This is a genomic window from Flavobacterium weaverense (genome assembly GCF_003688495.1).
GTDB classification, from domain to species: domain Bacteria; phylum Bacteroidota; class Bacteroidia; order Flavobacteriales; family Flavobacteriaceae; genus Flavobacterium; species Flavobacterium weaverense.
This window is the reverse complement of record NZ_REFH01000007.1, coordinates 410666-436023: the sequence shown is the minus strand read 5'-3', so window position 1 is coordinate 436023 and position 25358 is coordinate 410666. Positions and strand designations below refer to the sequence as shown.

Here is a 25358-nt window from a genome sequence, read left to right as displayed (position 1 = left end):
ATTTATAAGTTGTAATAATTGAATAATTGCATGCCTTTCTAAAAACTAGCAGAAATAAAACCTTCTTGATTCAATTATCATTCAACGTTACTATAATTAACAGCGATAAACATAAAATCAATATGAATTTTAAAAAAAATCGATTAAAAAAAGAATTTGAATAATCTCATAAATAAATACAAATAAAAAAGGCATCCCGATTATTTCAGGATGCCTTTACTATAGAAATCAATTAATGTAGAACGTAATCAAACTAGATTTAACTACGTTTTATTTAATTGTACTACAAATCGTTTTGTTTAACTAATGGATTTGCATTGATTTCACTTTTTGGAATCAGCCACTGCCATCTTTTATCAGATGCTGGAACTGTTGTTACATTTCCAGTGTAAATAGTGTTATGGTTTGCACCACTTCTATCTAATGCAGAATTTGTTCTTTTTAAATCCATAAATCTAAATCCTTCACCCCATAATTCGATTCTTCTTTGGAACATAACTTCATCTGCTAAAGCTTGTCCAGTTTTTGTAGATAAAACGTAAAACGGATCTCTTTTTTTAACTAAATCAAAAAGAACTTGAGCTGCATCAGCGGCTCCTAATCTAGCTTTAGCTTCAGCTTCTATTAAATACATTTCAGCTGCACGCATGTAAGGAACGTCGCAACGACTATCACCAGTACTTACAGACAAAAACTTTTGGCTTGTATAAGGAAATTTCTGTGCATTAGATACTAAAACAATATTTGGATGCTGACCAGTTTTACTAAAAATAGCAGCACGAACATCAGTTACAGGAATTAAATTATATAATTTACTGTTGATAGCTTTAGGACAAGCCCTAATAACAGTCGAACTAAAGTTGCGAGACATATAACCACCAAAGTTTGCAAAGTAAGCAGTTTGTAATTCTACAATATGACTTCCCCACATCCATTCTTGATTAGCATAATTATTAAATCCGCTAGTATATTCAGTAGTAGTCATCAAATTTTTTCCTACTCTAGCTTTACTTGCATTATCAGCAGCTACTAACCAATTTCCCTGCACTAAATTAACACGAGCTTTTAATCCATGAGCCACTCCTGAATCTAAATGAGAGTTATTAGGTTTTTTATATCCTTTTAACAAACCAATAGCAACGTCAAGATCATCGTTGATTTGCTTATAAACATCTTCAACTGAAGATCTTCCCACTATGTCTTGAGTTGTTAAAACAAGCGGCACACCGTCCTGAGCGTTTACTGTTCCATTCACATATCTTTTAGCATAAATCTGAACTAATTGAAAATGACTAAATGCTCTGTACAAAAGAGCCTGTCCTTTTGTAATATCCTTATCTTGTTGAGGACCTTTAGCAGCATCTGCGTTATTTATTATTGCATTTGCATTTCTGATAATTTGGTAAAACGTTCTGTAAGGAAATCTTACCTCTCCAGAATTTTCATTTGAAGCCGCAGTCCAGTCATAGACACTTCTATACCATCCATTTGCAGCAGTATACACTAAATCTTCTCCAGCAATATCCATTTGCTGCATGATACCACCTACACCCGTTTGACCTTGATCCTCGTATCTTATGTACATCGAGCGATGTATTCCATTTAAAGATAAGTACAAAGCTTTAGTATCAGCCGTAGCTGCGCTTTCACTTATGAATTCAGTAGGAGTTTGTTCAAGAAAGTCACTTGAACACGATGCTAATAAAAGCATCGTGCACCCTACAACTACGTATTTTGAAATATTAATTTTCATAATAGTTATAATTAAAAGTTTATGTTTAGGCCTAACGAAACAATTCTTGAAGGAGAAAATCTGTTCTGAGTAGTACCGTTAAAGTTTTGAGTTGGATCCATACCTTGTTTTTTTGCAAAAAGAGCTAAATTTTCGCCACTTACAAAGAACTTAACATTATCAACACCTAATTTAGATATTAAATCTGCAGGAATGTTGTAAGATAAACTAGCTTGTCTGAATGATAAATAATCAGAATCTACTAACCATCTGTCAGATGCTGCTGATGATTGAGAATTTCTACCTACATCTAATCTAGGAACATTTGTTATGTCTCCAGCTTTTTGCCATCTATTCAAAATGTCAATACTTAAAGCAGATCCATATTCACTTCCAGTATGCATTAAAGAAGCATAATTACTATCATATGTTTTTCCACCTAATTGATAAGTAAACATAAGACTCAATTCTAACCCTTTGTATTTAAATGTATTTGAAAAACTTCCAAACAAATCAGGAATTGCAGATCCTGCATAGTGATATAATGCTTTTGTATGATTTGTTGTCACATTCTCACCGTTAACAACACGCTGTTCTGCATCTCCAGCAACAATTTTAGCAGGATCTGATTTATATAAAGCATATCCATCAGTAGCATCTACACCGTACCAATCTCTTAACCAATAGTCATAAATAGAACTTCCTACTTTAAATTTCTTTGTTCCATTGATAATTTCTTCCTGAGGTAATTCAGTAATTCTATTTTTAAGTGTCGATGCGTTTACATTAAAGTTCCAAGAAAAATCTTTTGTTTGGATAAACATCGCATTCAAAGAAACCTCAATTCCATTATTATACATAGAACCAATATTCTCAACTCTTGTATCTAAACCAAGTGATAAAGGATTAGGAACATCAAAAATTAAACCATCCGTTTTACGGTTGTAATATTCGATAGTACCACTAAATCTATTTTTAAAAGTTGAAAACTCAAGAGCTACATCTGCTTGAGTATTCTTCTCCCATTGTAAATTTGGAGCACCAATACCATTAGCAAGTATTCCACCTTCAGAATCATTATCAAATCCTAAAGCATAAGTTGGTTGATTTACATAAAAGCTCAAACCTGCGTTGCTTATGTGTGAATCATTTCCTACTTCACCAAATGAACCTCTAAGTTTCAATTCGTTGATCCAAGAACTATCAGATAAAAAGTTTTCTTTACTAACATTCCAAGCTGCACCAAAAGACCAGAAATTTCCCCAACGATTGTCTTTAGCAAATTTTGATGAACCGTCTCTACGAACAGAAGCTGAAAGTATATATTTACCGTCATAATCGTATCCAAGTCTTGAGAAATAAGCCTCAGTCGAATAATTTCTAGTATAAGATTCTAAATTTGTTACTGTAACAAAGTTAATTAATTCTGTGTTATCGTTTACAACTTGTCCTCTTTTAGTACCTGTAAGTATAGAAGTTTCATAATCAAAACTCTCATGACCTAATAAAGCAGAAAAATTATGTGAGTTAATAGCTTTAGAATACTCTAACAATTGGTTAAAAGTTACTCCAGTTGTAACAAAATTATCCTTTGAAGCACCACCTAAACCTTGGGCATCACCAATAAGAATATTTTTATAATCTGATGAATTAAGTGATCTTTTGTCAATTGCATAGTTTGTAGTAAAGGTAATATCCTTTAAAATTTTGAATTCAGCAAAAGTTCTAGCAGATAATGAAATAGACTCGTCAGTCTTATTATCATTTAGTGTTTCGTAAATAATGTTACGTCCATTAGATGCTTGAGGACCTCTTAGTGTTGAATACACTCTTTGACCAGCTCCGTCTAATAAGTAACTACCATCAACATTGTGATCAAATACAGGATATATTGGACCCATATAACGAATAGTTCTAAAAGGATTGTTGAAAGAAGAACTATTATCAGCTCCATCAACAGCTTGATTAGAATTTGTAAGAGCTCCAGATAAATTCAATCCCGTTCTAAACCATTCTTTAAATTTCGAATTAATATTAAGACGTGCAGTTGTTCTTTCGTAATCAGATTTCAAAATACTACCTTGCTCATTTAAATTACTTATCGAAACAAAATAATTAGAAGTTTCTGTTTTACCTTGATAAGAGAAATCAATATTTCTTCTAACACCAGCTCTAGTCAATTGCTTTTCCCAATCTAAATCATCCGCATATAATAATGAAGCATTTGGATTCAAGTTACCATCAACACCTACGATTTGATTGTTAGCAACATTAAATGGGTTTGTAACTAATAAACCAGCAATGTTATTACTTGCAAAAGTATTTGCAGCAGTAATTTGAGTAGGAGTTCCCATAGGTCTACTGTTTCTTAGAGCTTCCCATTCTAATGGGTAATATTGATATGCATCTACTCTATCGTATTCTGGTATAGATCTAGAAGATAAACCTGTACTTACATTTAAAGAAAATTTATTTTTTGCAGACTTACCTGTTTTTGTTGTAATAATAATTACACCGTTTGCAGCTTTTGAACCATACAATGAAGTTGATGCTGCATCTTTTAAAACGTTCATACTTTCAACATCTGAACTATTTAATGTACTGATACTACCTGTGTAAGGAACACCATCTACAATATAAAGAGGAGTGTTAGAACCATTTATAGAACTAAATCCTCTAATTCTAATTGCAGGAGCTGAACCTGGTTGACCCGCTGAACTTTGAATCTGGATACCAGAAGTTGCACCGTCTAATCCACCCAAAACATTAGTTAACGGTCTGTTTTCAAGATCTTCAGCTTTCACAGAAGAAACAGAACCAGTATATGAAGACTTTTTAACCTTTCCATAAGCTACCACTACTACTTCCTCAAGTGCCTGTGATGACGATGCCATTTTTACATTTAATGTATTAGAAGCACCAACTGTTACTGAAGAGTTGTTCATCCCTATAAAAGAGAAAATTAATACATCTCCTGTTTTTGCTTTAATAGAGTATTTTCCGTCAAAATCACTTTGGATTCCGTTGCTTGTACCCTTCACAATTACATTTACACCAGGAATTGGTCCAGTCTCATCTGAAACAACACCTGAAACCATTTTCTCTTGTGCAAAAGAAAACTGGATAGACATCGCTAACAATAGCGTGAACATCCATTTCAATTTTAATCTCATATTATTTTTTTTGAATTTGTTATGGCGCAAACATCTTAATAAATTGTTAATTAAACAATAATTAACTTAAATATTTACAACATTTTTATTTATCGCATTTTTACAGCAATAAAACGTCGTAGAAGTGCTCATAATCATTTAATTTGTACTAAAAAACACAGATGTTGAGTTTCTATTATCATACAACGCATTTAGAAGCGGGCACTGATGAAGCCGGTCGAGGTTGTCTTGCAGGGCCGGTAACAGCAGCGGCAGTAATATTCCCGCCAGATTTTAAAAATCAAATTTTAAATGATAGTAAGCAACTTTCAGAGAAAAGTAGAGAGATTTTACGACCTGTAATTGAATTATCCGCGACGACGTTTGCGATAACTCATCTGCAACCTTCAGAAATAGATTTGATTAACATTTTAAACGCTTCGATAAAAGCTATGCAAGAGTGCGTTTTAAAATTAGATCCTCGTCCTGAATATATTATCGTTGATGGAAACAGCCCATTTATCAAAAAAAAAGGAATATTAAATAGTAGCGGAAAAATATTTACGCATGGTGAAATTGAAATTCTTGAATCAATTCCAAGTACCAGTATTGTTAAAGGCGATTCTAAATTTATGAGTATCGCAGCTGCTTCTGTTTTAGCCAAAACGTATCGAGATGATTACATGAATAAAATTCATGAAGAATTTCCAATGTACAATTGGAAAAAAAATAAGGGATATCCAACAAAAGAACATCGAGAAGCAATCCGGAAATACGGAGTGACAAAATACCATCGAATGAGTTTTAGGTTATTGCCGGAACAGTTGAGTTTGGATATTTAATCCTCTCCCCGACCCTCTCCGAAGGAAAGGGAGAACAAACCTAAAAAAAGATATTAATTTTGAATTTTAATTATTGATTCTACGGTCAAACCAATAAAGAAATGTGAAAATTTATTTGCGAACTTTGCGGTTAAAATTGAAATTTAGCGTTAAACAAATCCTTAAAATGTTTTAGGATTTTTTCTTTCACTTCCTCTTCATTAACTTTTTCAACGCCGAGTTCTACTTGCAGAGAAGTAACTGCCTTCCCTCTAATTCCACACGGGATAATATTGTCAAAATAACCTAAGTCGGCATTTACGTTTAAAGCAAAGCCATGCATGGTTACCCAACGAGAAGCGCGAACTCCCATAGCACAAATCTTTCTTGCAAATGGTGTTCCTACACCAAGCCAAACGCCAGTTTCTCCCTCGCTGCGTCCTGATTCTAAACCATATTCCTTCAAAGTTAAGATAATAGCTTGCTCAAGAAAACGTAAATATTTATGAATGTCAGTGAAGAAATTTTCTAGGTCAAGAATAGGATAACCAACGATTTGTCCTGGTCCGTGATAGGTAATATCACCTCCACGATTTATTTTGTAAAAAGTTGCTCCTTTAGCTTCGAGCTGCTTTTCAGATAGTAATAAGTTAGATAGATCACCGCTTTTCCCCAGCGTGTACACGTGCGGATGCTCAACAAATAGAAAATAATTTGGTGTTGGTAACTCTAATTCCTCTCTCCTATTCCTAATTTTTAAATCAACGATTCCTTTAAATAATTCTTCTTGATATTCCCAAGTTTCTTTGTAGTCCTTGTTACCTAAATCTTGAAGTTGGATAGTTTTATTCATTGGTCATTGCTCGAAACAGACTAATTTTTCTGTTCATTTATTTGTGAAGTGCAAAAATACAATTAATTATTTTGTTTTGCCACTAAGGCGCAAAGGCACTAAGTTTTTATTTAAAAGAAGTTAGACACCACTTGCAAGAATTTGCACTAATAGTAATTTCTTCAAATTTCACTAATTTTTGTATTTACTTAAAAAAGTTAGACACTAATTTCACGAATTTGCACTAATTATTGATTCTTTAAATTTCACTAATTTTTGTTTTTGTTATAAAAAAGTTAGACACAAATTTCCCAAATTAACGCAAATGCTACTTCCTTAAATTTCACTATTATTTGTTTTTGTTTAGAAAAAAGTTAGACATGGATTTACTCATCATCTACTCTAAAACTACTTCTACTGCTGTATTTATTGGATCTTGTAAAACATCGGCTAGTTTGAAAACAATTTTTACTGATTTTTTATCCTCGCTAATTTTCGCATTTGGAATAGAAACTGATTTTATTTTCTTTGAAAAATGATAATCTAAAGTAAAAGACTGAACGATATTAAATTTAGCGAGTTGGCTTTTCCTTTCTGAAATAAGATCCTGTTGTTTCTTCAGTTCTATGGGATCAGTAATTGTTACTATTCGTTTAAAAATAGTTCCATCAAATTTGTACTGAATAAGATAATAATGCTCTTCGGCAGATAATGCATAATTATGTTTTAAATTATCTGCGTAGTTCTCAGTCTTTTGTAGATCGGCGATAGCATCTACTTTTTTGAAATTTTGCCAAATTGTAGTTTTAAATTCTTTTTCGAAAGGGCTTTTTTTAATGTGAACATTGACATCCTTGTATTTATTGTAAACTTCTTTTTCCGCTATCGGAAGTTTTTCGAAATTCTCCACATATTGACTCATATAATCTTTGAAAGCATAAGTGGTATCAACATATTTCTCCTCAGTAGAATAATTATCTCCCACTAACTGCATATAACTTTGCTCATCGCGAAGGGATACCATTTCTATTTTTCCGCTACCGTCAGGATTGATGTGCAGAGTTTCCGTTACCTGGCAACTTACTGTGAGCAAAAGAATTAATAAGAGTATAAAAAAATTTGTTTTCAATTATTTATTTTTTGAGATCATGATTAAAAAACGAATATACCTATTTTTGTGGGATTTATAGCCCAGATTGTCCCGATACTTCGGGAGAAATCCTTTTTATTCGCGGGAGCGAATGAAAAGATTGTAGCGTCCCGAAGCATCGGGAGCAGAAATAGCTCCAAAAAAATAGCATCACTTTGCTACTTTGCTACATATACAGTATCTTTGCGCTCTTAAAAAATAGCACAAAATGGCCTTATCAGAACAAGAAATTATCCGAAGAGAAAAACTTCAATCTTTACGCAACTTAGGAATCAATCCTTATCCTGCCAATCTTTTTCCAGTTAATCATACTTCGAAACAGATCAAGGAAAAGTTTGAAGATGGTAAGAAGGTTATTGTTGCTGGCCGTTTGATGAGTGTACGTGACCAAGGAAAAGCATGTTTTGCTGAACTGCAAGATAGCGAAGGACGTATACAATTGTACGTAAATCGTGATGTTTTATGTCCTGAAGAGGACAAAACGATGTACAATCAGGTTTTTAAAAAACTAACTGATTTAGGTGATTTCATTGGTATAGAAGGAGAATTGTTTACCACTAAAGTTGGTGCTCAATGTATTCGTGTCGATATACTTACTTTTTTGAGTAAAACATTACGTCCGTTACCTTTACCAAAGGTTGATGAAGATGGAAAAGTGCATGATGCTTTTAATGATGCTGAATTGCGTTATAGAATGCGTTATGTGGATTTGACGGTGAACGAACATGTAAAAGCGACTTTTATCAAGCGTACAAAATTGTTTAATGCGATGCGTACTTTTTTTAACGACGCTGGTTATCTAGAAGTAGAAACTCCCGTTTTGCAACCTATTCCTGGTGGTGCTGCGGCTCGTCCGTTTACTACACACCACAATTCACTTGACATTCCGTTGTATATGCGTATTGCAAATGAGTTGTATTTAAAGAGACTAATCGTAGGTGGTTTTGAAGGAGTTTATGAGTTTTCTAAAAATTTCCGTAACGAGGGAATGGACAGAACCCATAACCCAGAATTTACTGCAATGGAAATATATGTAGCCTATAAGGACTACAACTGGATGATGGAATTTGCTGAAGAGCTACTGGAATATTGCGCTGTAGCTGTAAATGGAACTAGCGAAGTTACTTTTGGTGAACACCAAATTAATTTCAAGGCGCCGTACGCTCGTGTCACAATGACGGATTCTATCAAACATTTTACTGGTTTTGATATTTCAGGAAAAAGTGAAGCGGAACTTTTTGATGCTGCAAAAGGAATGGGAATTGACGTGAATACTACAATGGGTAAAGGAAAATTGATCGATGAGATTTTTGGTGCCAAATGCGAAGGAAATTATATCCAACCTACTTTTATTACTGATTATCCAAAGGAAATGTCTCCATTGTGTAAAGAGCACCGTGATAATCCTGAATTGACAGAGCGTTTTGAATTGATGGTTTGCGGTAAAGAAGTAGCTAATGCATACTCTGAATTAAATGATCCAATTGATCAAAGAGCGCGTTTTGAAGATCAAATGCGTTTAGCTGAAAAAGGAGATGATGAAGCAACTGGAATTATTGACGAAGACTTCTTGAGAGCTCTAGAATACGGAATGCCTCCTACATCAGGAATGGGAATAGGAATGGACCGTTTAATTATGTATCTAACCAATAATGCTTCAATTCAAGAGGTACTATTGTTTCCACAAATGAGACCAGAAAAAAAACAAGTGCAACTTGAAGAAGACGAGAAATTAATTGTTTCTATTTTGAATGCCAACGGCAACGTCATGGAATTTGGAGCACTAAAAACCAAATCAGAACTGAGCGGCAAAAAATGGGATAAAGCAATGAAAAACTTATCAGGACTTGGAATGACTGAAGTTGTGGTTGATGGTGATGTAAAATCATGCCGATTGAAATCATAATCACAATATTCTTAAAATAAAAAAGGAACTCATACGAGTTCCTTTTTTATTACTACAAATTCAACAATAAAAATTTAATTTAATGATTAACATGCCAAAACTAATTGTGGAATCTCAATTTTATTCAATTCTAATTTATAAAAATCAAACTGGTTTAAAATTTGCTTTTTAGTTGTTTCGAAAAAAGAATTAGTAGAGAACAATTCCTCGTAATATCCAATTCCGATACTTAAATTATTTTTAAATACGTTCCACTTTTTTATTTGGCCCGCAGTAATTTCGTCAGAAACAGAGTCTATTTCGTTCCTTAAATAGTCAAGGTACATTTCTAATTCTTTTACAAAAAGATTAGGACGATCTAAAACACTCAAAATAGAAGTTTTGCCATAAATATGTTTCATCATTGTAGCTAAAGAAACTTCGTGATCAAAGTAAGCCATGTTAGGTCCAGGACAAATAATAACTCCTTGCGCTTGACCTTTGATTTTAATATCATTCTCAAGATAGGAAGCGTTAGCTAAACCAACACAAAGACAAGCTTTCTCAGTAATACTACTTCTCTTTTTTTTAAAAATTTCTGGAGATAAATTATCTTTTAAGAGATCTAATTCCTCTAATTTCAAATCTTGATATTTTTTTGAAGACGTACAAATTCCTTTCGAATCATACTCTTTACTTAGCGCCAAAAATCGTTTTGGACAAGAGCTACCCGCTTTATTATCGTTGATTCGTTTTTGCTTTAAAACTTCGTTAGTAGTTCCACGTAACGTGTTGAATGGAATTCCTAAGGGAGAAATGTGACTTAAATATAAATCTTCTTCTTTGGCTCCAGCCAACAACGCTCTCGTGTGATTATCAACTGAAGTCGCTTCCGGTACTAATAGAAAAGGAGAACCCCAACCTACTGAATCAACTTTGTATTGTTCTAGTAAAAATTCATGTTCTTCAGCAGTTCCTACTCCACCCTGAACTGTGATTTTTAAATCTAACGGCTGTTCTGGAACGTGCAAACCTTTTTGACCTAAAGCCTTAACCATTAGCTCATGAGCTGATTGGATCAATTGCTCTTTTTTCTGTTTGAATTCTTCTAAAATAGGTCCAAGTAAAAAGCCTTCAGTAGCAAAAGCATGCCCACCACAATTAAGTCCTGATTCTATTCGATACTCAGAAACCCAAAGACCTTTTTTAGCTAAAAAATTACCTTGAATCATTGCCGAACGGAAATCGCTTACCTTAAGAGTAATTCTCTTTTTTAGTTGATTGTTTAAATCAGGAAAAAAAGCACTAAAGTTTTCAAAATAGCTATACAACCTTGGATTCATACCCGCAGATAGCACCACTGAAGATTCTAGTGTACTATTAGCAAATCCTCTTAGCGCAGCGTGCGCATCGTTGAATTCAATAGGTAATTGCTCTTCTTTAATAAAGTTATCTTTATCGAGCTTAGTCATAATATTCACGTCGATATCACCAGCATATAGATGCTCATCTAAATAATTTTTAACGGTTTCTTTGAAAGCTAAACCGTCGTCCATTAAATTTTGCAAACCAGTTTTTATACCTGATCTATCAGACAAAGTAGCAATATAATGCTCCATTGCCAATTTACTTTCAGTAAGTTCTATTTTAAAACTTTCAAATTTTTCCTTTACTATTTTATCTACTAAATTTAAGTAGGAAGTAATTCTTTCTGCGCGATAATCATGGATTTTTTGCGTAATCTCTTGATATGGAATATCAAATTTCTCGCTGTAAAAAGCATTCATTTTTTCAATCAACTCATCATCCATAATTGATATTACAGATGATATACCATACTTTGCCACTCGTATCGGACTGTCAATTGTATAGGCAAGTCCCATCACTGGTATATGAAAGGTATGCAGTGGTTTAAGTGTTGTCATCTACTATTTGTTTTAAAATAAACGACAAAATTCGATAAAGAAATTAGAAAAAAAACTGATAAATATCATACCTTTTTGTCCGTTATTAAAATACCTTAGCTCTTTTTTAGATTTGCTAGTTTTTAATATTCAAATCTAAAAATGTAAATTTATAATCTCAACAATAGCAATTGTTTAAAAAATAGTCCTGCAATTTAGAATGGTAAAATCTAAATTTATAATAGCTGAAAATTCCTTACAATGAAATTAAATCTAAAATTTTGGCTCCAATTTTCATTAATAAATCTTTTTATTGTTGCAATTCTTGGCGTTACAATGCGTTATAAAATAGGTTTTGACTTTCCTTTTTTCGATCAATCTTATCTCATACATTCTCACTCTCATTTTGCTTTTTCTGGTTGGCTCACGCACACAATCATGACTTTGATGATTTATTTCCTTCAAGAAAAACTTCCAAATTTTCAATTGAATAAATATTTAAAAATTATTATCGCTAATTTGATTTGTGCTTATGGAATGCTATTCTTCTTTATTATCCAAGGATATGCGATGATTTCTATCTTTTTTTCAACGGCTTCAATACTAGTTTCTTATGTTTTTGGATACTTATATTTAAAAGATTTAAAGAAGATAAATTCCGATTTAGCAGCTGTAAACTGGTTTAGAGCAGCGGTAGTTTTTAATGTTATTTCATCATTAGGGACATTTTATCTCGCTTATATGATGGCTACCAAAACTGCAGTTGAGAATTTAAAATTATCATCGATATATTATTATCTCCATTTTCAATATAACGGTTGGTTTTTCTTTGCTTGTATAGGTTTACTTTTTTCATTCCTCAATCTTAAAAAATCAGATAATCCATTATACCAATCATCATTCAAGCTATTTGCAGCGGCATGCATTCCAGCATATTTTTTATCTTTATTGTGGTTAGAAGTACCTACATGGGTTTATGTAATTGCCGTTCTAGCAGCACTAATTCAAGTTTATGCTTGGTTCAAATTACTATTTGTTTTAATAAAAGTAAAAATGAATATTTTAAATGAGTATGCGCCTTTATTACGAACTGTATTAGTAATCGCAAGCGTATCTTTAAGCTTAAAATTCATTCTTCAGTTGAGTTCTACTATTCCGGCTTTAGGCCAAATAGCATTTTTTTACAGACCAATAGTAATTGCTTATTTACACTTAATTTTATTAGCGGTAAATTCTTTATTTTTGTTATTTTACATCTTTGCTAATCATTTCATAACCTTTAGTAGAAATATAAAAATAGGTTTGATTGTATTTATAATAGGCATCTTCTTAAACGAGATATTTCTCGGTCTTCAAGGATTAATCCCATTTGGATTCCCTTACGTTCCTCATACAAACGAACTGCTTTTTATTGCAGCATTAATACTGCTATCCGGAATCGGAATCATTGCACGATATTCAATGGTTAAAATAAAAAGTTAGCACTATTCGTTAGTAATCAAGGAAAAATATACTTCAGTTCGAATTTCGAATAGTAAATCTCTTTAACTATCTATTTATTAGTTCGCTGTTATTATTGTGTTAATGATTAAACTTTTTAAAGAGAACTGGGTCTTATAGCAATAACACTTAAACTATAGAAATGAAAAAATTAATTATCGCTGCACTATTAGTTGCTGGAATAACAACTTACGCACAAGAAAAAAAAGAATTATCAACTAAGCCGAAAATGGAACGAATTACTCCAGAGCAACGCCAAGAACGACAATTGGAAAAAATGACTTCAGAATTAAGCTTAGGCACAAAACAGCAGCAGCAAGTCAATGAAATCTTGACGGAGCAAAATGCTAAGCGGAAAAAAATGATGAACAATGTAAAGGCTACAAAACAAGAAATGAAAATTAAGCGCGCCGAATCTAAAAAAAGAATGCAAGAAGAGCGCTTACTTATGGAAGGTAAAATGAAAGCAATTCTATCGCCGGAACAGTTTGACGCTTGGAAAACCAATCAAGAAAAAAAGAGAGAAAAAACAGAACGCCGAATGAAAGAAAGAATGCAAAAAAGAATGAAAGGCGAGATGAAAAACTAAAAAAAAGCTTCGGAGTAAAATTCCGAAGCTTTTTTCATTTTATAAAACTTATAATGTTTTGGCTACTTTTTCAACAGCTCGTATCGTAAAATCTAAATCTTCATATGATAGTGCATCTGTAATGAACCACGTTTCATATGCAGAAGGAGCAATATAGATTCCTTCGTTTAACATTCCGTGAAAGAATTTCTTAAAGATTTCGTTATCACCTTTTGCTGCCGATTTAAAATCAACTACGGGATCAGCATCAAAATGAACCGAAATCATCGATCCAATTCTGTTAATAGTGAATATAATGTTGTTTTCTTTTAACACCTTTTCAATACCTTCATGAAGGTATTGGGTTTTTTCTTCTAATCTTTTGAAAATAGCACGATCCGAATCTAAAGCTTTTAACATAGCAAGCCCAGCAGCCATCGCTAACGGATTTCCTGAAAGTGTTCCAGCTTGATAAACGGGTCCAAGTGGTGCTAAATAATTCATAATTTCTGCACGGGCAGCAAAAGCACCTACAGGTAAACCACCACCTATTACTTTACCAAAGCAAACGATATCAGCGTTTACATTACTTAGTTCCTGAACTCCGCCTGCAGCTAGTCGAAAACCAGTCATTACCTCATCAAAAATTAGAAGTATATTGTTCTCTGTACACATTTGGCGTAAACCTTCTAAGAAACCTATATTTGGTGGAATACATCCCATGTTTCCAGCAACTGGCTCCACAATTATGCAAGCAATTTCGTTTTTGTTTGCCTCAATTAACGTAGATACATTTTCTAAATCATTATAATTTGCAAGCAAAGTGTCTTTTGCAGTTCCTGCAGTAACTCCAGGACTATTTGGCGAACCAAAAGTTATGGCGCCACTTCCGGCCTGAATTAAAAATGAATCAGAGTGACCATGATAGCATCCAGCAAATTTAATTATTTTATCTTTTTTTGTAAATCCTCGCGCTAATCTAACCGCACTCATACAAGCTTCTGTACCCGAATTTACGAATCTTATTTTATCAATATTTGGAACCATTGAAACTGCTAAAGCTGCAATTTGAGTTTCTAACTCTGTTGGCATTCCAAACGAAGTTCCCAATTTGGCTTTTTCAATTACAGCCTCAACAACTGGTTGATAAGCGTGACCTAAAATCATCGGTCCCCAGGAATTGATATAATCTATTAAACGGTTTCCGTCTTCATCATACAAATAAGCGCCTTTGGCACTTTTAACAAAAATTGGGGTACCACCTACGGCTTTAAACGCTCTCACAGGAGAATTTACACCTCCAGGAATTACTTTTTCTGCTTCAGCAAAAAGCTGACTACTTCTCTTATATAACATTTTAAAATTGTTAATTTTCGTTACTCAAAATTAATTTACTACTAATCGCTGTCCAATAGAAAGCGTATTGTCAGATAGATTGTTTTTTTTCTTTAGATCTTCTACTTTTAATTCGAATTTTTTCGAAATTGAATAAAGTGTATCTCCTTTTTGAACTACATAAGAACCCAAATTATTAGGTCGTGAATTTCTAGTTGTAATTGTTAGTTCTTCTACAATCTGCCTTTCATTCGAAACATAATTTACATCGAGAACCATGCTGTCGTATTCACTTAAACCATAACGGTCGATATATGATATTAATTTGTCTGGATACTTAGGATCTGTTGCATATCCCGCGGCTCTAAGACCTCTAGCCCAAGCTTTATAATCTCCTTTTGATAACGTAAAAAGTTTTGAATATCTACTTCTACCAGTCAAAAACAAGGCGTGATCTTTAAATGATTCGGATGGATTGTCATATTTTCTAAAACATTCTTGAGCTGAATCATCATCGTGTCTCACACTTTCTCCGGCCCAACCAACGTGACATTTTATTCCGAAGTGGTTGTTTGACCTAGTTGCTAAATCTCCTCTTCCAGCACCTGATTCTAAAATACCTTGCGCTAAAATTATACTTGCAGGAATACCGTAAGTTCGCATATTTCCCATTGCAATATCCTTAAACTGATAAATATAATCTTTGATAACATCATTAGTAACTCTTGTTCTCGAAGTAGAAACTATGACTTCACTCTCATTACTTTTATCGTCTGCTTTGGCTTGATTTGAATTACTGGATTTCGGAGTTACTGTGCTTTTAGTGTAGGGTTTTTTAGTCGTTCGAACAATTTCCGCCTTTGGCTTTAAGGGTGCGCTTTTACTAGTTACTATAACAGGCTTTGAAGCATTACAGCTTACAAGGATTATAGCAGTAAAAACAAGTAGGATTTTTTTAAACATTTATAGCTATTATTGGTAATTGTTTCTTTATTAATTTCATATTCATTCCCTTAATTCCTTGAATTCCTCCCGTGTGAATTAAAAGAATCTTAGAACCTGACGGGAAATAATTTTTTTCTATCATATCCATAACGCCAAAAACCATCTTTGCAGTATAAATAGGATCTAATGGAACTTGAGTTTGTATGTAAAAGTTATTTATAAATTGAACTAACTCTTCAGTTATCTTCCCGTAACCTCCGAAATGATAGTCCGTAATAAGCTGCCAATTACTATTTTTTACAAAATTACGAATTTCCTCTTTTAAAAAATCTCCTTTTAAAGCGGGAAATCCCAAAACCTTTTGATGAGGCAAAGCACTATTAATAATTCCAGAAATAGTTCCGCCTGTGCCTACTGCGCAACAAATATAATCAAATTTAGCGTCATCCTCAGTTAGAATTTCCTCGCAGCCTCGTATCGCTAATTCATTAGTACCTCCTTCAGGGATAAGAAAGAAATCACCAAATTTAGATTTCAAACGCTCTATAAATTGATCTTCTATTTTAGTTCGATATTCTTCCCTACTCACAAATTCAAGCTGCATTCCACAACTTTGTGCAAAATTTAATGTAGGATTATCTGAAATTTTATCTGCAAGTTCGTCTCCGCGAATGATTCCAATGGTTTTAAATCCACTTTCATAACCAGCGTAAGCTGCGGCTGAAATATGATTTGAAAAAGCACCTCCAAAAGTAAGTAACGTATCGTGATTTTCTTTCCCAGCTTGAGCTAAATTATATTTCAATTTCCTAAACTTATTACCGGATACAAAAGGATGAATCAAATCTTCTCTCTTTATCTGCAGTGATATAGCATTTGGTAATTCTAATGTAATTTCTTGATTCAATATGATGATTATTTATACAAAGGTAAAATTTAAAAGTAACTAAAAGCGCAATCTTAATAAATTGCGTTTCCACTTTTCTCTAAATTTTAGACACTTGATTTTCAGAATAACGGAACAAACTTTTATTTTGGATCTTTTATGAGGTCTTAAGCCTTATGTAATTTAAAAATCTAAGAAAAGACCGCTCTTTCAGGTACACTAAATTCGACTCATTATCATATGCTTCTCGTTCAAAACTGATGTTTCGATAAGCTAAATTTGCATTTCGATATTGTGCCAAACGAAAGAAAAACTCTAAAAAATACCAGATAAAGAAAGGAATAATTAATAGTTCCAATTGCTGACGCAAATGTATTTTTTCATGATTCACAAAAACTACATTTACTTTATCAGCGGAATGTTTTAAAAAGACAAACGGAAAAACGGTCATTCCACTATATCCCTTGGGAATTAAATATTTAGCAACAATAAGAAACATTAGCTTTATAATTTATAGATTTGTAAGGGATATGAACTGTATTTTTAGAATAAACTAATTTAAAAATTTTGATTTTTAGTTATTATTCCACATCAATTTAATTCATTGAAGTATAAATAAAAAATGAATAAACAAAGTAATGAAAATAAAGCAATCGAAGGAGAAGATTTTTATCTAACTCCGGAAGGTTATAAATGTTTTACAGAAAAACACCACTTAAAAAGGGGTTATTGCTGTAAAAATGGATGCCGCCATTGTCCGTATGGATTTAATAAAAAAACAGGAACCATTACCAAATAAAAATAATAAAATCCAATATTTCTTTATGACCAAAATTTATAAAGTTTTAGTTCCCGATTTTATAACATACAATTCATAAAATGACTTTTAAAGAGCAAATACAACAAGGAATTCCTTCGGTCTTACCAACACCAAAACCGTACGAAATTGATATAAATCATGCACCTAAACGAAAAGAAATTCTTTCTCAAGAAGAGAAAAAATTAGCACTTCGCAATGCATTACGATATTTTGAATCGCAACACCATACTGAATTAATAAAGGAGTTTTCAGAAGAGCTTGATAAATATGGACGTATTTACATGTACCGCTTTCGTCCAGATTACGAAATGCGAGCGAGAGCTATTAGTGAGTATCCTGGAAAATCAGAGCAAGCAAAAGCGATTATGTTAATGATTCAAAACAATTTGGATTATGCTGTTGCGCAGCATCCACATGAATTGATCACATATGGCGGTAATGGAGCAGTTTTCCAGAACTGGGCACAATATCTATTAACAATGCAGTACTTATCTGAAATGACAGATGAGCAAACATTAACTATGTACTCTGGGCACCCTATGGGTTTATTTCCTTCACACAAGGACGCTCCTAGAGTGGTCGTAACAAACGGAATGGTAATTCCAAATTATTCCAAACCTGACGACTGGGAAAAAATGAACGCTTTAGGGGTTTCTCAGTACGGACAAATGACCGCAGGAAGTTATATGTACATCGGTCCTCAAGGAATCGTACATGGAACCACAATCACCGTTTTAAATGGTTTTAGAAAAATAAAACGCAGTCCAAAAGGCGGATTATTTGTTACATCAGGATTAGGCGGTATGAGCGGTGCGCAACCAAAAGCAGGAAATATTGCAGGTTGTATCACTGTTTGTGCTGAAGTAAACGCAAAAATCACACATATTCGACATAGTCAAGGATGGATCAACGAAGTCATTGAGAACATAGATGACTTAGCAAAAAGAGTTATTTTGGCAAAAGGCAATGAAGAAACAGTCTCTATCGCATACTTAGGAAACATAGTAGATGTTTGGGAGAAATTTGATTTCGAAAAAATTCATATTGATTTAGGTAGTGACCAAACTTCGCTTCATAACCCTTGGGCCGGAGGATATTATCCTGTTGGTATTTCTTTCGAAGATGCCAATGAAATGATGGCAAATAATCCCGAATTATTTAAAGAGAAAGTACAAGAAACTCTTCGTCGCCATACGACAGCGATAAATAAACATACTGCTAAAGGAACTTATTTTTTTGATTATGGTAATGCTTTTTTACTAGAAGCTTCGCGTGCAGGCGCGGATATAATGGCAGAAAACGGTATTGATTTTAGATATCCAAGTTACGTGCAGGACATTATGGGTCCAATGTGTTTTGATTACGGTTTTGGGCCTTTCCGATGGGTTTGTGCTTCAGGAAAACCGGAAGATTTAGCAAAAACAGATGCAATCGCACTTACAGTTCTTGAAGAAATGGCAAAATCAGCTCCTATACAAATTCAGCAGCAGATGCAAGATAATATCACTTGGATAAAAGGTGCACAAGAAAATAAATTGGTGGTAGGCTCTCAAGCTCGAATTCTTTACGCTGACGCAGAAGGTCGTGTAAAAATAGCTGAAGCTTTTAATCAGGCTATTGCCAATGGAGAGATTGAAACAGTTATTCTAGGTAGAGATCATCATGATGTTTCTGGTACTGATTCTCCTTATAGAGAAACTTCAAATATTTATGATGGCTCCCGATTTACTGCAGACATGGCGATTCAAAACGTAATTGGTGATAGTTTTAGAGGTGCAACTTGGGTTTCCATTCACAATGGAGGTGGTGTTGGATGGGGCGAGGTAATTAACGGTGGATTTGGTATGGTTCTTGATGGCTCTAAAGAAGCTTCAAAGCGCTTAGCATCAATGCTTTTCTGGGATGTAAATAATGGTATTTCAAGAAGAAGTTGGGCGCGAAATGACGGAGCTATCTTTGCTATAAAAAGAGCGATGGAGACGCAACCTTTATTAAAAGTTACACTCCCTAATATAGTGGACGATACTTTGTTTAATTCTTAAAAATTATAAACATATCTTTAATACATAACTAGTAACCAAATAAATATATTATGAAAGCAATAAAACTTCTACCCGTATTTCTACTTTTAGCATTTGCATCGTGCAGTTCTGTGAAAGTATATTCAGATTATGATAATAAAGTCGATTTTAATCAATACAAAACTTATGCTTTTCATAAAAAGGGAATTGATAAAATCGAAATTTCCGAATTGGACAAAAAAAGAATTCTGTACGCAATTGATGCTGAGCTCAGTAAAAAAGGAATGACAAAAAGTGAAAATCCAGACTTACTGATCAATGTATTTACTAAAGAACGTGAAAAAATTGATGTTAATCAATATAGTTCTGGATTTGGTTATGGTTGGGGATACGGATGGAATCCCTACTTATGGGGTGGAAGAAGCAGTACTATAAGCTCATCAACTGAAGGAACCCTATATATTGATTTAATTGATGCTAAGAAAAAAGAATTAGTTTGGCAAGGTGAAGGAATTGGTTATCTAACTAATAATAGAAATGAAAAAGAGAAAGTAATCAATGAATTTGTAACTAAAATTCTAGAGCAATTTCCACCTTCTGAAATGAAAAAATAAGAAATTTTATTCTCTAATGTAATTTTTCGATACATTTGTAGTTGAAACATCTAAGATGAGAAATCCACTAACTATTATTTTCGCTATCATTATTATTATTATTCGACAATAATATAGGAGCGTTATATAAATTAGTAAAAAAATAATTTTATCAAAACCTCCCTTCTTCGGGAGGTTTTTTTATGCTTAAAAAATTAGAATATGAAAATGTACGAACAAGTAGTGCTCGCAAAAAAACAATTAGAAGGAGTGGTTACTTCAACACCTTTAACTAAGAATTTTAATCTTTCAGAAGAATTTGATGCTACAATATTATTAAAAAGAGAAGATCTCCAAGTTGTAAGGTCTTATAAAATAAGAGGTGCTTATAACAAAATGAGCACTCTAACTCCTCAAGAAAAAGCGCAAGGTGTTATTTGTGCTAGCGCTGGAAATCATGCCCAAGGTGTTGCTTATTCATGTAATCTACTGCAGATACAAGGCAAAATCTATATGCCAAAAACAACACCAAAGCAAAAAGTAAAACAAGTTCAATTATTTGGAAAGTCGTTTGTAGAAATAGTTTTAATCGGAGACACTTTTGATGATGCTTATGCAAAAGCAGCAGATGATGCTACTGCAAGCAATATTATTTTTGTTCATCCATTTGACGATTTAAAGGTAATTGCGGGACAAGGAACCGTGGGATTAGAGATTTTAGAAAACTGTAAGGAGCACATCGACTATGTATTTGTACCCATTGGCGGCGGCGGACTTTCAGCAGGACTTTCAGAAGTGTTTAAAGAATTAAGTCCCAATACAAAAATTATAGGCGTTGAACCACAAGGAGCGCCCGCGATGCAAACTGCTATCGCGACAGGTAAAAACACGCCACTTGAAAGCATTGATAAGTTTGTAGATGGAGCTGCAGTAAAACAAGTTGGCAATTTAACTTTTGAAATTTGTCAAAGAAATTTAGATGCTATTATCTTAGTTCCGGAAGGTAAAGTGTGCACCACGATTTTACGTTTGTATAATGAAGAAGCCATGGTTGTTGAGCCTGCTGGAGCATTAACAATTGCAGCGCTCGATTTTTATAAAGATGAGATAAAAGGTAAAAATGTTGTTTGTATCGTTAGTGGAAGTAATAATGACATTGAACGCACCGCCGAAATAAAAGAACGATCTTTATTATACGAAGAACTAATGCATTATTTTATGATTCAATTTCCTCAACGTCCAGGATCTTTGAAGGAATTTGTAAATGACATATTGGGGCCAGATGATGATATCACCTATTTCCAATTCACGAAAAAGAACAGCAGAGAAGTTGGTCCCGCTGTTGTCGGTCTAGAATTAAAAAATAAAAATGATCTGGTAGCTATCAAAAATAAAATGAATGATAAAGGATTTGAATTTAAATATCTCAATGAGAAACAAGATTTGTTCACACAATTAATTGGATGAAAGAACTTCGCTTTCTTTATATAACGAGTACCTTTGCCTCAGTTTATTTCAAACAACTATGACTACACTTACAGATATCACAAATCTTGACGACATAAAATTACTTGTTGATACTTTTTATTCGACGGTTCAAAAAGACACCTTTATCGGACCAATTTTTAATGAAAAAATAGGTAATGGCTGGCCTGAACATTTAGAGAAAATGTATCATTTTTGGCAAACAATATTGCTAGAGGTACATTCTTATTCTGGAAGCCCGTTTCCACCGCACAAACAATTACCTGTCGCGAAAGAACATTTCGAACGTTGGATGGAAATTTTTACAGAAACTACAGATAACTTATTTTTAGGACCAGTAGCTGATGAAGCTAAATTTAGAGCAAAAAACATGGCTGAAATGTTCAACTATAAAATTGAATATTTCCGTAATGCGGCTAAACAGAATCCACATCAATGATTAATTATTTAAAAAGCAGGTGTCATGCATAAATTTATACTTGGACTTCTTTCAATTGTTTTATTTGTTTCTTGTTCTAATATGCAGCAGGTTGGACAAAAAGATTTCTTACCTCAATTAAAGTTTATTAATGCGATAGAAATTCCTTATAATCAAGAATTTAAGAATACCAAAATAGGTGGACTTTCTGGTATTGATTACGATAAAAAACAAGACATTTATTATATTATCTGTGATGAAAGATCGCAGGAAAATCTTTCCAGATTTTACACCGCAAAGATTGATATTACTGACGACCAATTAAAATCAATAACTTTTCAAGAGGCTAACACTTTAAAAAATCAAAGTGGAAACATATTTGGGAGTTGGATCACTAACCCTCAAACTTCTGCAGATCCAGAAGATATCCGTTATAATCCTAAAACAAAATCTTTAGTTTGGAGTAGTGAAGGCGCAAGAGTAATTAATGGCGCGAAAACTGTATTGCAAAATCCGTCTATTACAAATATAGATTTAAAAGGAAATTTTATAGATCAGTTTAATTTGCCGTCTAACTTAGAAATGAAGCAAGAACAGAAAGGACCTCGGAATAACGGAACTCTTGAAGGAATTACTTTTGATAAAAATTACAAAACGATATACACTAGTTTAGAGGAACCACTATTTGAAGATGGAAATCAAGCAAGTACAGCTGCAGGTGGATTAATTCGTTTTTATCAATTTGATTTAAAAACAAAGAAAAACACTTCACAATACGGATATAAGCTAGAGCCTATTGCACACGAACCTAACCCTAAAGGATCTTTTGCAGTAAACGGCGTAGCCGCTATTCAATATTATAAAAACAAACAGTTATTTGTTCTAGAGCGCTCCTACTCGACCGGAACCCAGGCGTGTACAATTAAAGTTTTTTTATCTGATTTCAGCAAAGCTACTAATGTACAGAATTACGAATCTCTACAGCAAGATAAAATTGATTTAGCAACCAAAAAATTGATTCTAATTATGGATGATTTAGGAATATTTACAGATAATATCGAAGGTCTGACTTTTGGTCCAAAATTAGCAAATGGCAATCGCTCCTTGATTTTTATTTCGGACAACAATTTTTCACCAACGCAAAAAACTCAAGTTTTGCTATTTGAAGTAATCGAGTAGTTTTTATCCAACACATTAAACTGGCTTTATCTTACTTCGTTCTAAAAAATTTATCTACAAATTTACCATCGAGAAAAGTATTAATAAAATAATATACAACTAATTGTGATTGCGTAGTTCCCTGCAATGACTTAGTAAAATTGTTAAAGAAATCAATTTATCTGCTATAAACTAATTTAGTATTTCCCTAGCCCAGATAGAAGTGGAAAGCATTTTACAAAAAAAGAAATTTTTTGTTGACGTAAAAAAGCGACCTTAGGAAGCTCTTTTTAGGGCTTACAAAAATATCTTTTTTTGTAAAATCTTGTAGCGCATAGCTGGAAATAGCTCCTTAAAGTTGTACTTTTGCTAAATACTACAACGTTTTCGATATGAACTCAATTATAGAAAGTAATCCATTATTAGACCGATTGCCAAAGCATTTACAGCAATTTATCAAGCCACAAGATTACAATGATTACACACCAATAAACCAAGCAGTGTGGAGATATGTGATGCGTAAAAATGTGAATTATTTATCAAAAGTAGCGCACAATTCATACCTCGAAGGCCTTAAGAAAACAGGAATTGAAGTCGACAATATTCCTAGTATGTATGGAATGAACCGTATTCTTACAGAAATAGGTTGGGCTGCAGTTGCTGTCGATGGATTTATTCCGCCTAATGCTTTTATGGAATTTCAAGCATATAACGTACTGGTTATTGCATCAGATATTCGTCAGCTCGAACATATAGAATACACTCCTGCTCCAGATATTATTCATGAAGGTGCAGGTCACGCGCCAATAATTGCTAATCCAGAATATGCAGAATACTTGCGTCGTTTTGGCGAAATAGGATGTAAAGCCATTTCTTCACATAAGGATTACGAAATGTATGAAGCAATCCGTTTGCTTTCTATTTTGAAAGAAGCTGAAGGTACGTCTCAAAGTGATATTGACGCTGCTGAAAAAGCGGTTGAAGATTTACAAAATAATATGGGCGAGTTGTCTGAAATGGCACAAATTAGAAACTTGCATTGGTGGACTGTTGAATACGGTTTAATTGGTACCGTTGATAATCCAAAAATTTATGGAGCTGGTTTACTATCTTCTATTGGAGAAAGCGCACACTGCATGACAGAAAAAGTAAGGAAAATTCCATACGATATCTCGGCAGCAAATCAGAGTTTTGACATTACGCAATTGCAACCTCAACTATATGTAACCCCAGATTTTGCTTTTTTAAGTTTAATTCTAGAGGAATTTGCTAATAAAATGGCTTTGCGCACTGGAGGTTTATCAGGAATCAATAAATTGATACAGTCAAGTGCTTTAGGAACAATTGAATTAAGTACCGGAATTCAAATCTCAGGAGTTTTTACCAATGTTATCGAATCTCAGGGAAAGCCGGTTTACATTCAAACCACAGGCAAAACAGCCTTGTCTTACAGAGAGAAAGAATTAGTTGGTCATGGAACGATTAAACATGTAGACGGTTTTGGAAGTCCTATAGGGAAGCTAAAAGGAATTAATCTTGCGATTGAAGATATGAGTCCAAGAGATTTGAGCGCTTACTCAATAACAGAAAACAAAACTGTAACCTTAGAGTTTGACGGAGATATAACGGTTAAAGGTGAGATCATCACAGGTTCTAGAAATCTACATGGAGAAATTATTTTAATCAGTTTTAAAAATTGTACCATTACACATGGTGAAACAATTTTATTTCAACCAGAATGGGGAATTTATGATATGGCTGTAGGTAAAAAAGTAATTTCGGCTTTTTCTGGCCCAGGTGATGCAAATAGTTTTGATTTGATTTCGCACGTTCCCTCAAGCAAAACTATCAAGGCACAACAAAGTGCAGAACGTGATGATTTAGAAGTTTTATATCAAACAGTGAGAATGATTCGTGAATCGAAAGACACGACATCTTCATTAGTTCCTGTTTTCAAAAAATTAAAAGATAATCATCCTAAAGATTGGCTATTGTCAGTTGAAATTGCAGAATTATTAAATGATAGAAATGAACCGCAACTATTAGAAGAAGTCGTAAATTATCTAGAAAACTTAATGCAAAGAAGACCAGAAATAGCACATTTAATCAACGGTGGGATGGATTTAATTTTTAAAGCTGTTACACATTAATCT

General features: G+C 33.4%; 20 protein-coding genes. 11 read left to right on the top strand and 9 right to left on the bottom strand.

The window, feature by feature from the left end; all coding sequences use genetic code 11:
- Nucleotides 1-283 precede the first annotated feature (283 nt).
- Complete coding sequence (locus tag BC961_RS01945) at nucleotides 284-1753, bottom strand: RagB/SusD family nutrient uptake outer membrane protein (protein ID WP_121924165.1); 1470 nt, start codon at nucleotides 1751-1753, stop codon at nucleotides 284-286.
- Between the two features lie 11 nt (nucleotides 1754-1764).
- On the bottom strand, nucleotides 1765-4905 hold the full coding sequence (locus BC961_RS01940; protein ID WP_121924164.1) for a SusC/RagA family TonB-linked outer membrane protein: 3141 nt from the start codon (nucleotides 4903-4905) through the stop codon (nucleotides 1765-1767).
- 161 nt (nucleotides 4906-5066) lie between these two features.
- On the opposite strand from BC961_RS01940, the gene BC961_RS01935 reads away from it, so the two are divergent.
- The gene (locus tag BC961_RS01935) at nucleotides 5067-5726 is read left to right on the top strand and encodes a ribonuclease HII (protein WP_121924163.1); all 660 of its coding nucleotides are present in this window, start codon (nucleotides 5067-5069) and stop codon (nucleotides 5724-5726) included.
- A gap of 130 nt (nucleotides 5727-5856) precedes the next feature.
- On the opposite strand, the gene lipB is transcribed toward BC961_RS01935, so the two are convergent.
- Entirely contained in the window at nucleotides 5857-6558 is a 702-nt protein-coding gene (gene lipB, locus BC961_RS01930) for a lipoyl(octanoyl) transferase LipB (protein WP_121924162.1), read from the bottom strand.
- A gap of 376 nt (nucleotides 6559-6934) precedes the next feature.
- Nucleotides 6935-7666 (bottom strand): hypothetical protein, encoded by a 732-nt coding sequence (locus BC961_RS01925; protein WP_121924161.1) that lies wholly within the window; start codon nucleotides 7664-7666, stop codon nucleotides 6935-6937.
- Nucleotides 7667-7895: 229 nt separating this feature from the next.
- Between BC961_RS01925 and lysS the strand changes: the two genes are divergently transcribed.
- A complete protein-coding gene (gene lysS / locus BC961_RS01920) occupies nucleotides 7896-9593 on the top strand; it encodes a lysine--tRNA ligase (RefSeq protein WP_121924160.1) in 1698 nt (565 codons plus the stop codon).
- 86 nt (nucleotides 9594-9679) lie between these two features.
- Here the strand turns inward: lysS and BC961_RS01915 are convergent, their stop codons facing one another.
- Entirely contained in the window at nucleotides 9680-11497 is a 1818-nt protein-coding gene (locus BC961_RS01915) for a hypothetical protein (RefSeq protein WP_121924159.1), read from the bottom strand.
- Between the two features lie 240 nt (nucleotides 11498-11737).
- Between BC961_RS01915 and BC961_RS01910 the strand changes: the two genes are divergently transcribed.
- Nucleotides 11738-12958 (top strand): hypothetical protein, encoded by a 1221-nt coding sequence (locus BC961_RS01910; protein ID WP_121924158.1) that lies wholly within the window; start codon nucleotides 11738-11740, stop codon nucleotides 12956-12958.
- A gap of 160 nt (nucleotides 12959-13118) precedes the next feature.
- A complete protein-coding gene (locus tag BC961_RS01905; protein ID WP_121924157.1) occupies nucleotides 13119-13565 on the top strand; it encodes a hypothetical protein in 447 nt (148 codons plus the stop codon).
- 48 nt (nucleotides 13566-13613) lie between these two features.
- Here BC961_RS01905 and hemL read toward each other — a convergent pair whose 3' ends face one another.
- From hemL to BC961_RS01885, 4 genes are all read right to left on the bottom strand, one after another.
- Nucleotides 13614-14900: a glutamate-1-semialdehyde 2,1-aminomutase gene (hemL, locus tag BC961_RS01900; protein WP_121924156.1), complete on the bottom strand. Its 1287-nt coding sequence runs from the start codon at nucleotides 14898-14900 to the stop codon at nucleotides 13614-13616.
- Between the two features lie 30 nt (nucleotides 14901-14930).
- Nucleotides 14931-15842 carry a glucosaminidase domain-containing protein gene (locus BC961_RS01895; RefSeq protein WP_121924155.1) on the bottom strand — a complete coding sequence of 304 codons (912 nt, stop codon included), beginning with the start codon at nucleotides 15840-15842 and terminating at the stop codon, nucleotides 14931-14933.
- Nucleotides 15835-16731, bottom strand: a complete 897-nt coding sequence (locus tag BC961_RS01890) for a 1-aminocyclopropane-1-carboxylate deaminase/D-cysteine desulfhydrase (RefSeq protein ID WP_121924154.1) — start codon at nucleotides 16729-16731, stop codon at nucleotides 15835-15837. The genes BC961_RS01895 and BC961_RS01890 overlap by 8 nt, the downstream gene beginning before the upstream one ends.
- 136 nt (nucleotides 16732-16867) lie before the next feature.
- Entirely contained in the window at nucleotides 16868-17209 is a 342-nt protein-coding gene (locus BC961_RS01885; RefSeq protein WP_121924153.1) for a hypothetical protein, read from the bottom strand.
- A gap of 123 nt (nucleotides 17210-17332) precedes the next feature.
- On the opposite strand from BC961_RS01885, the gene BC961_RS14675 reads away from it, so the two are divergent.
- From BC961_RS14675 to BC961_RS01855, 7 genes are all read left to right on the top strand, one after another.
- The gene (locus BC961_RS14675) at nucleotides 17333-17509 is read left to right on the top strand and encodes a DUF5522 domain-containing protein (RefSeq protein ID WP_170151277.1); all 177 of its coding nucleotides are present in this window, start codon (nucleotides 17333-17335) and stop codon (nucleotides 17507-17509) included.
- 80 nt (nucleotides 17510-17589) lie between these two features.
- A complete protein-coding gene (locus BC961_RS01880; RefSeq protein ID WP_121924152.1) occupies nucleotides 17590-19572 on the top strand; it encodes a urocanate hydratase in 1983 nt (660 codons plus the stop codon).
- A 50-nt stretch (nucleotides 19573-19622) separates the two neighbouring features.
- Nucleotides 19623-20165: a DUF4136 domain-containing protein gene (locus BC961_RS01875; RefSeq protein ID WP_121924151.1), complete on the top strand. Its 543-nt coding sequence runs from the start codon at nucleotides 19623-19625 to the stop codon at nucleotides 20163-20165.
- A 201-nt stretch (nucleotides 20166-20366) separates the two neighbouring features.
- A complete protein-coding gene (gene ilvA / locus BC961_RS01870) occupies nucleotides 20367-21611 on the top strand; it encodes a threonine ammonia-lyase IlvA (protein WP_121924150.1) in 1245 nt (414 codons plus the stop codon).
- A gap of 58 nt (nucleotides 21612-21669) precedes the next feature.
- Nucleotides 21670-22068, top strand: coding sequence for a group III truncated hemoglobin (locus tag BC961_RS01865; protein WP_121924149.1), 399 nt, complete (start codon nucleotides 21670-21672; stop codon nucleotides 22066-22068).
- A 24-nt stretch (nucleotides 22069-22092) separates the two neighbouring features.
- Entirely contained in the window at nucleotides 22093-23226 is a 1134-nt protein-coding gene (locus BC961_RS01860) for an esterase-like activity of phytase family protein (RefSeq protein ID WP_121924148.1), read from the top strand.
- A 371-nt stretch (nucleotides 23227-23597) separates the two neighbouring features.
- The gene (locus tag BC961_RS01855) at nucleotides 23598-25355 is read left to right on the top strand and encodes an aromatic amino acid hydroxylase (RefSeq protein WP_121924147.1); all 1758 of its coding nucleotides are present in this window, start codon (nucleotides 23598-23600) and stop codon (nucleotides 25353-25355) included.
- The last annotated feature ends 3 nt before the right edge of the window (nucleotides 25356-25358 follow it).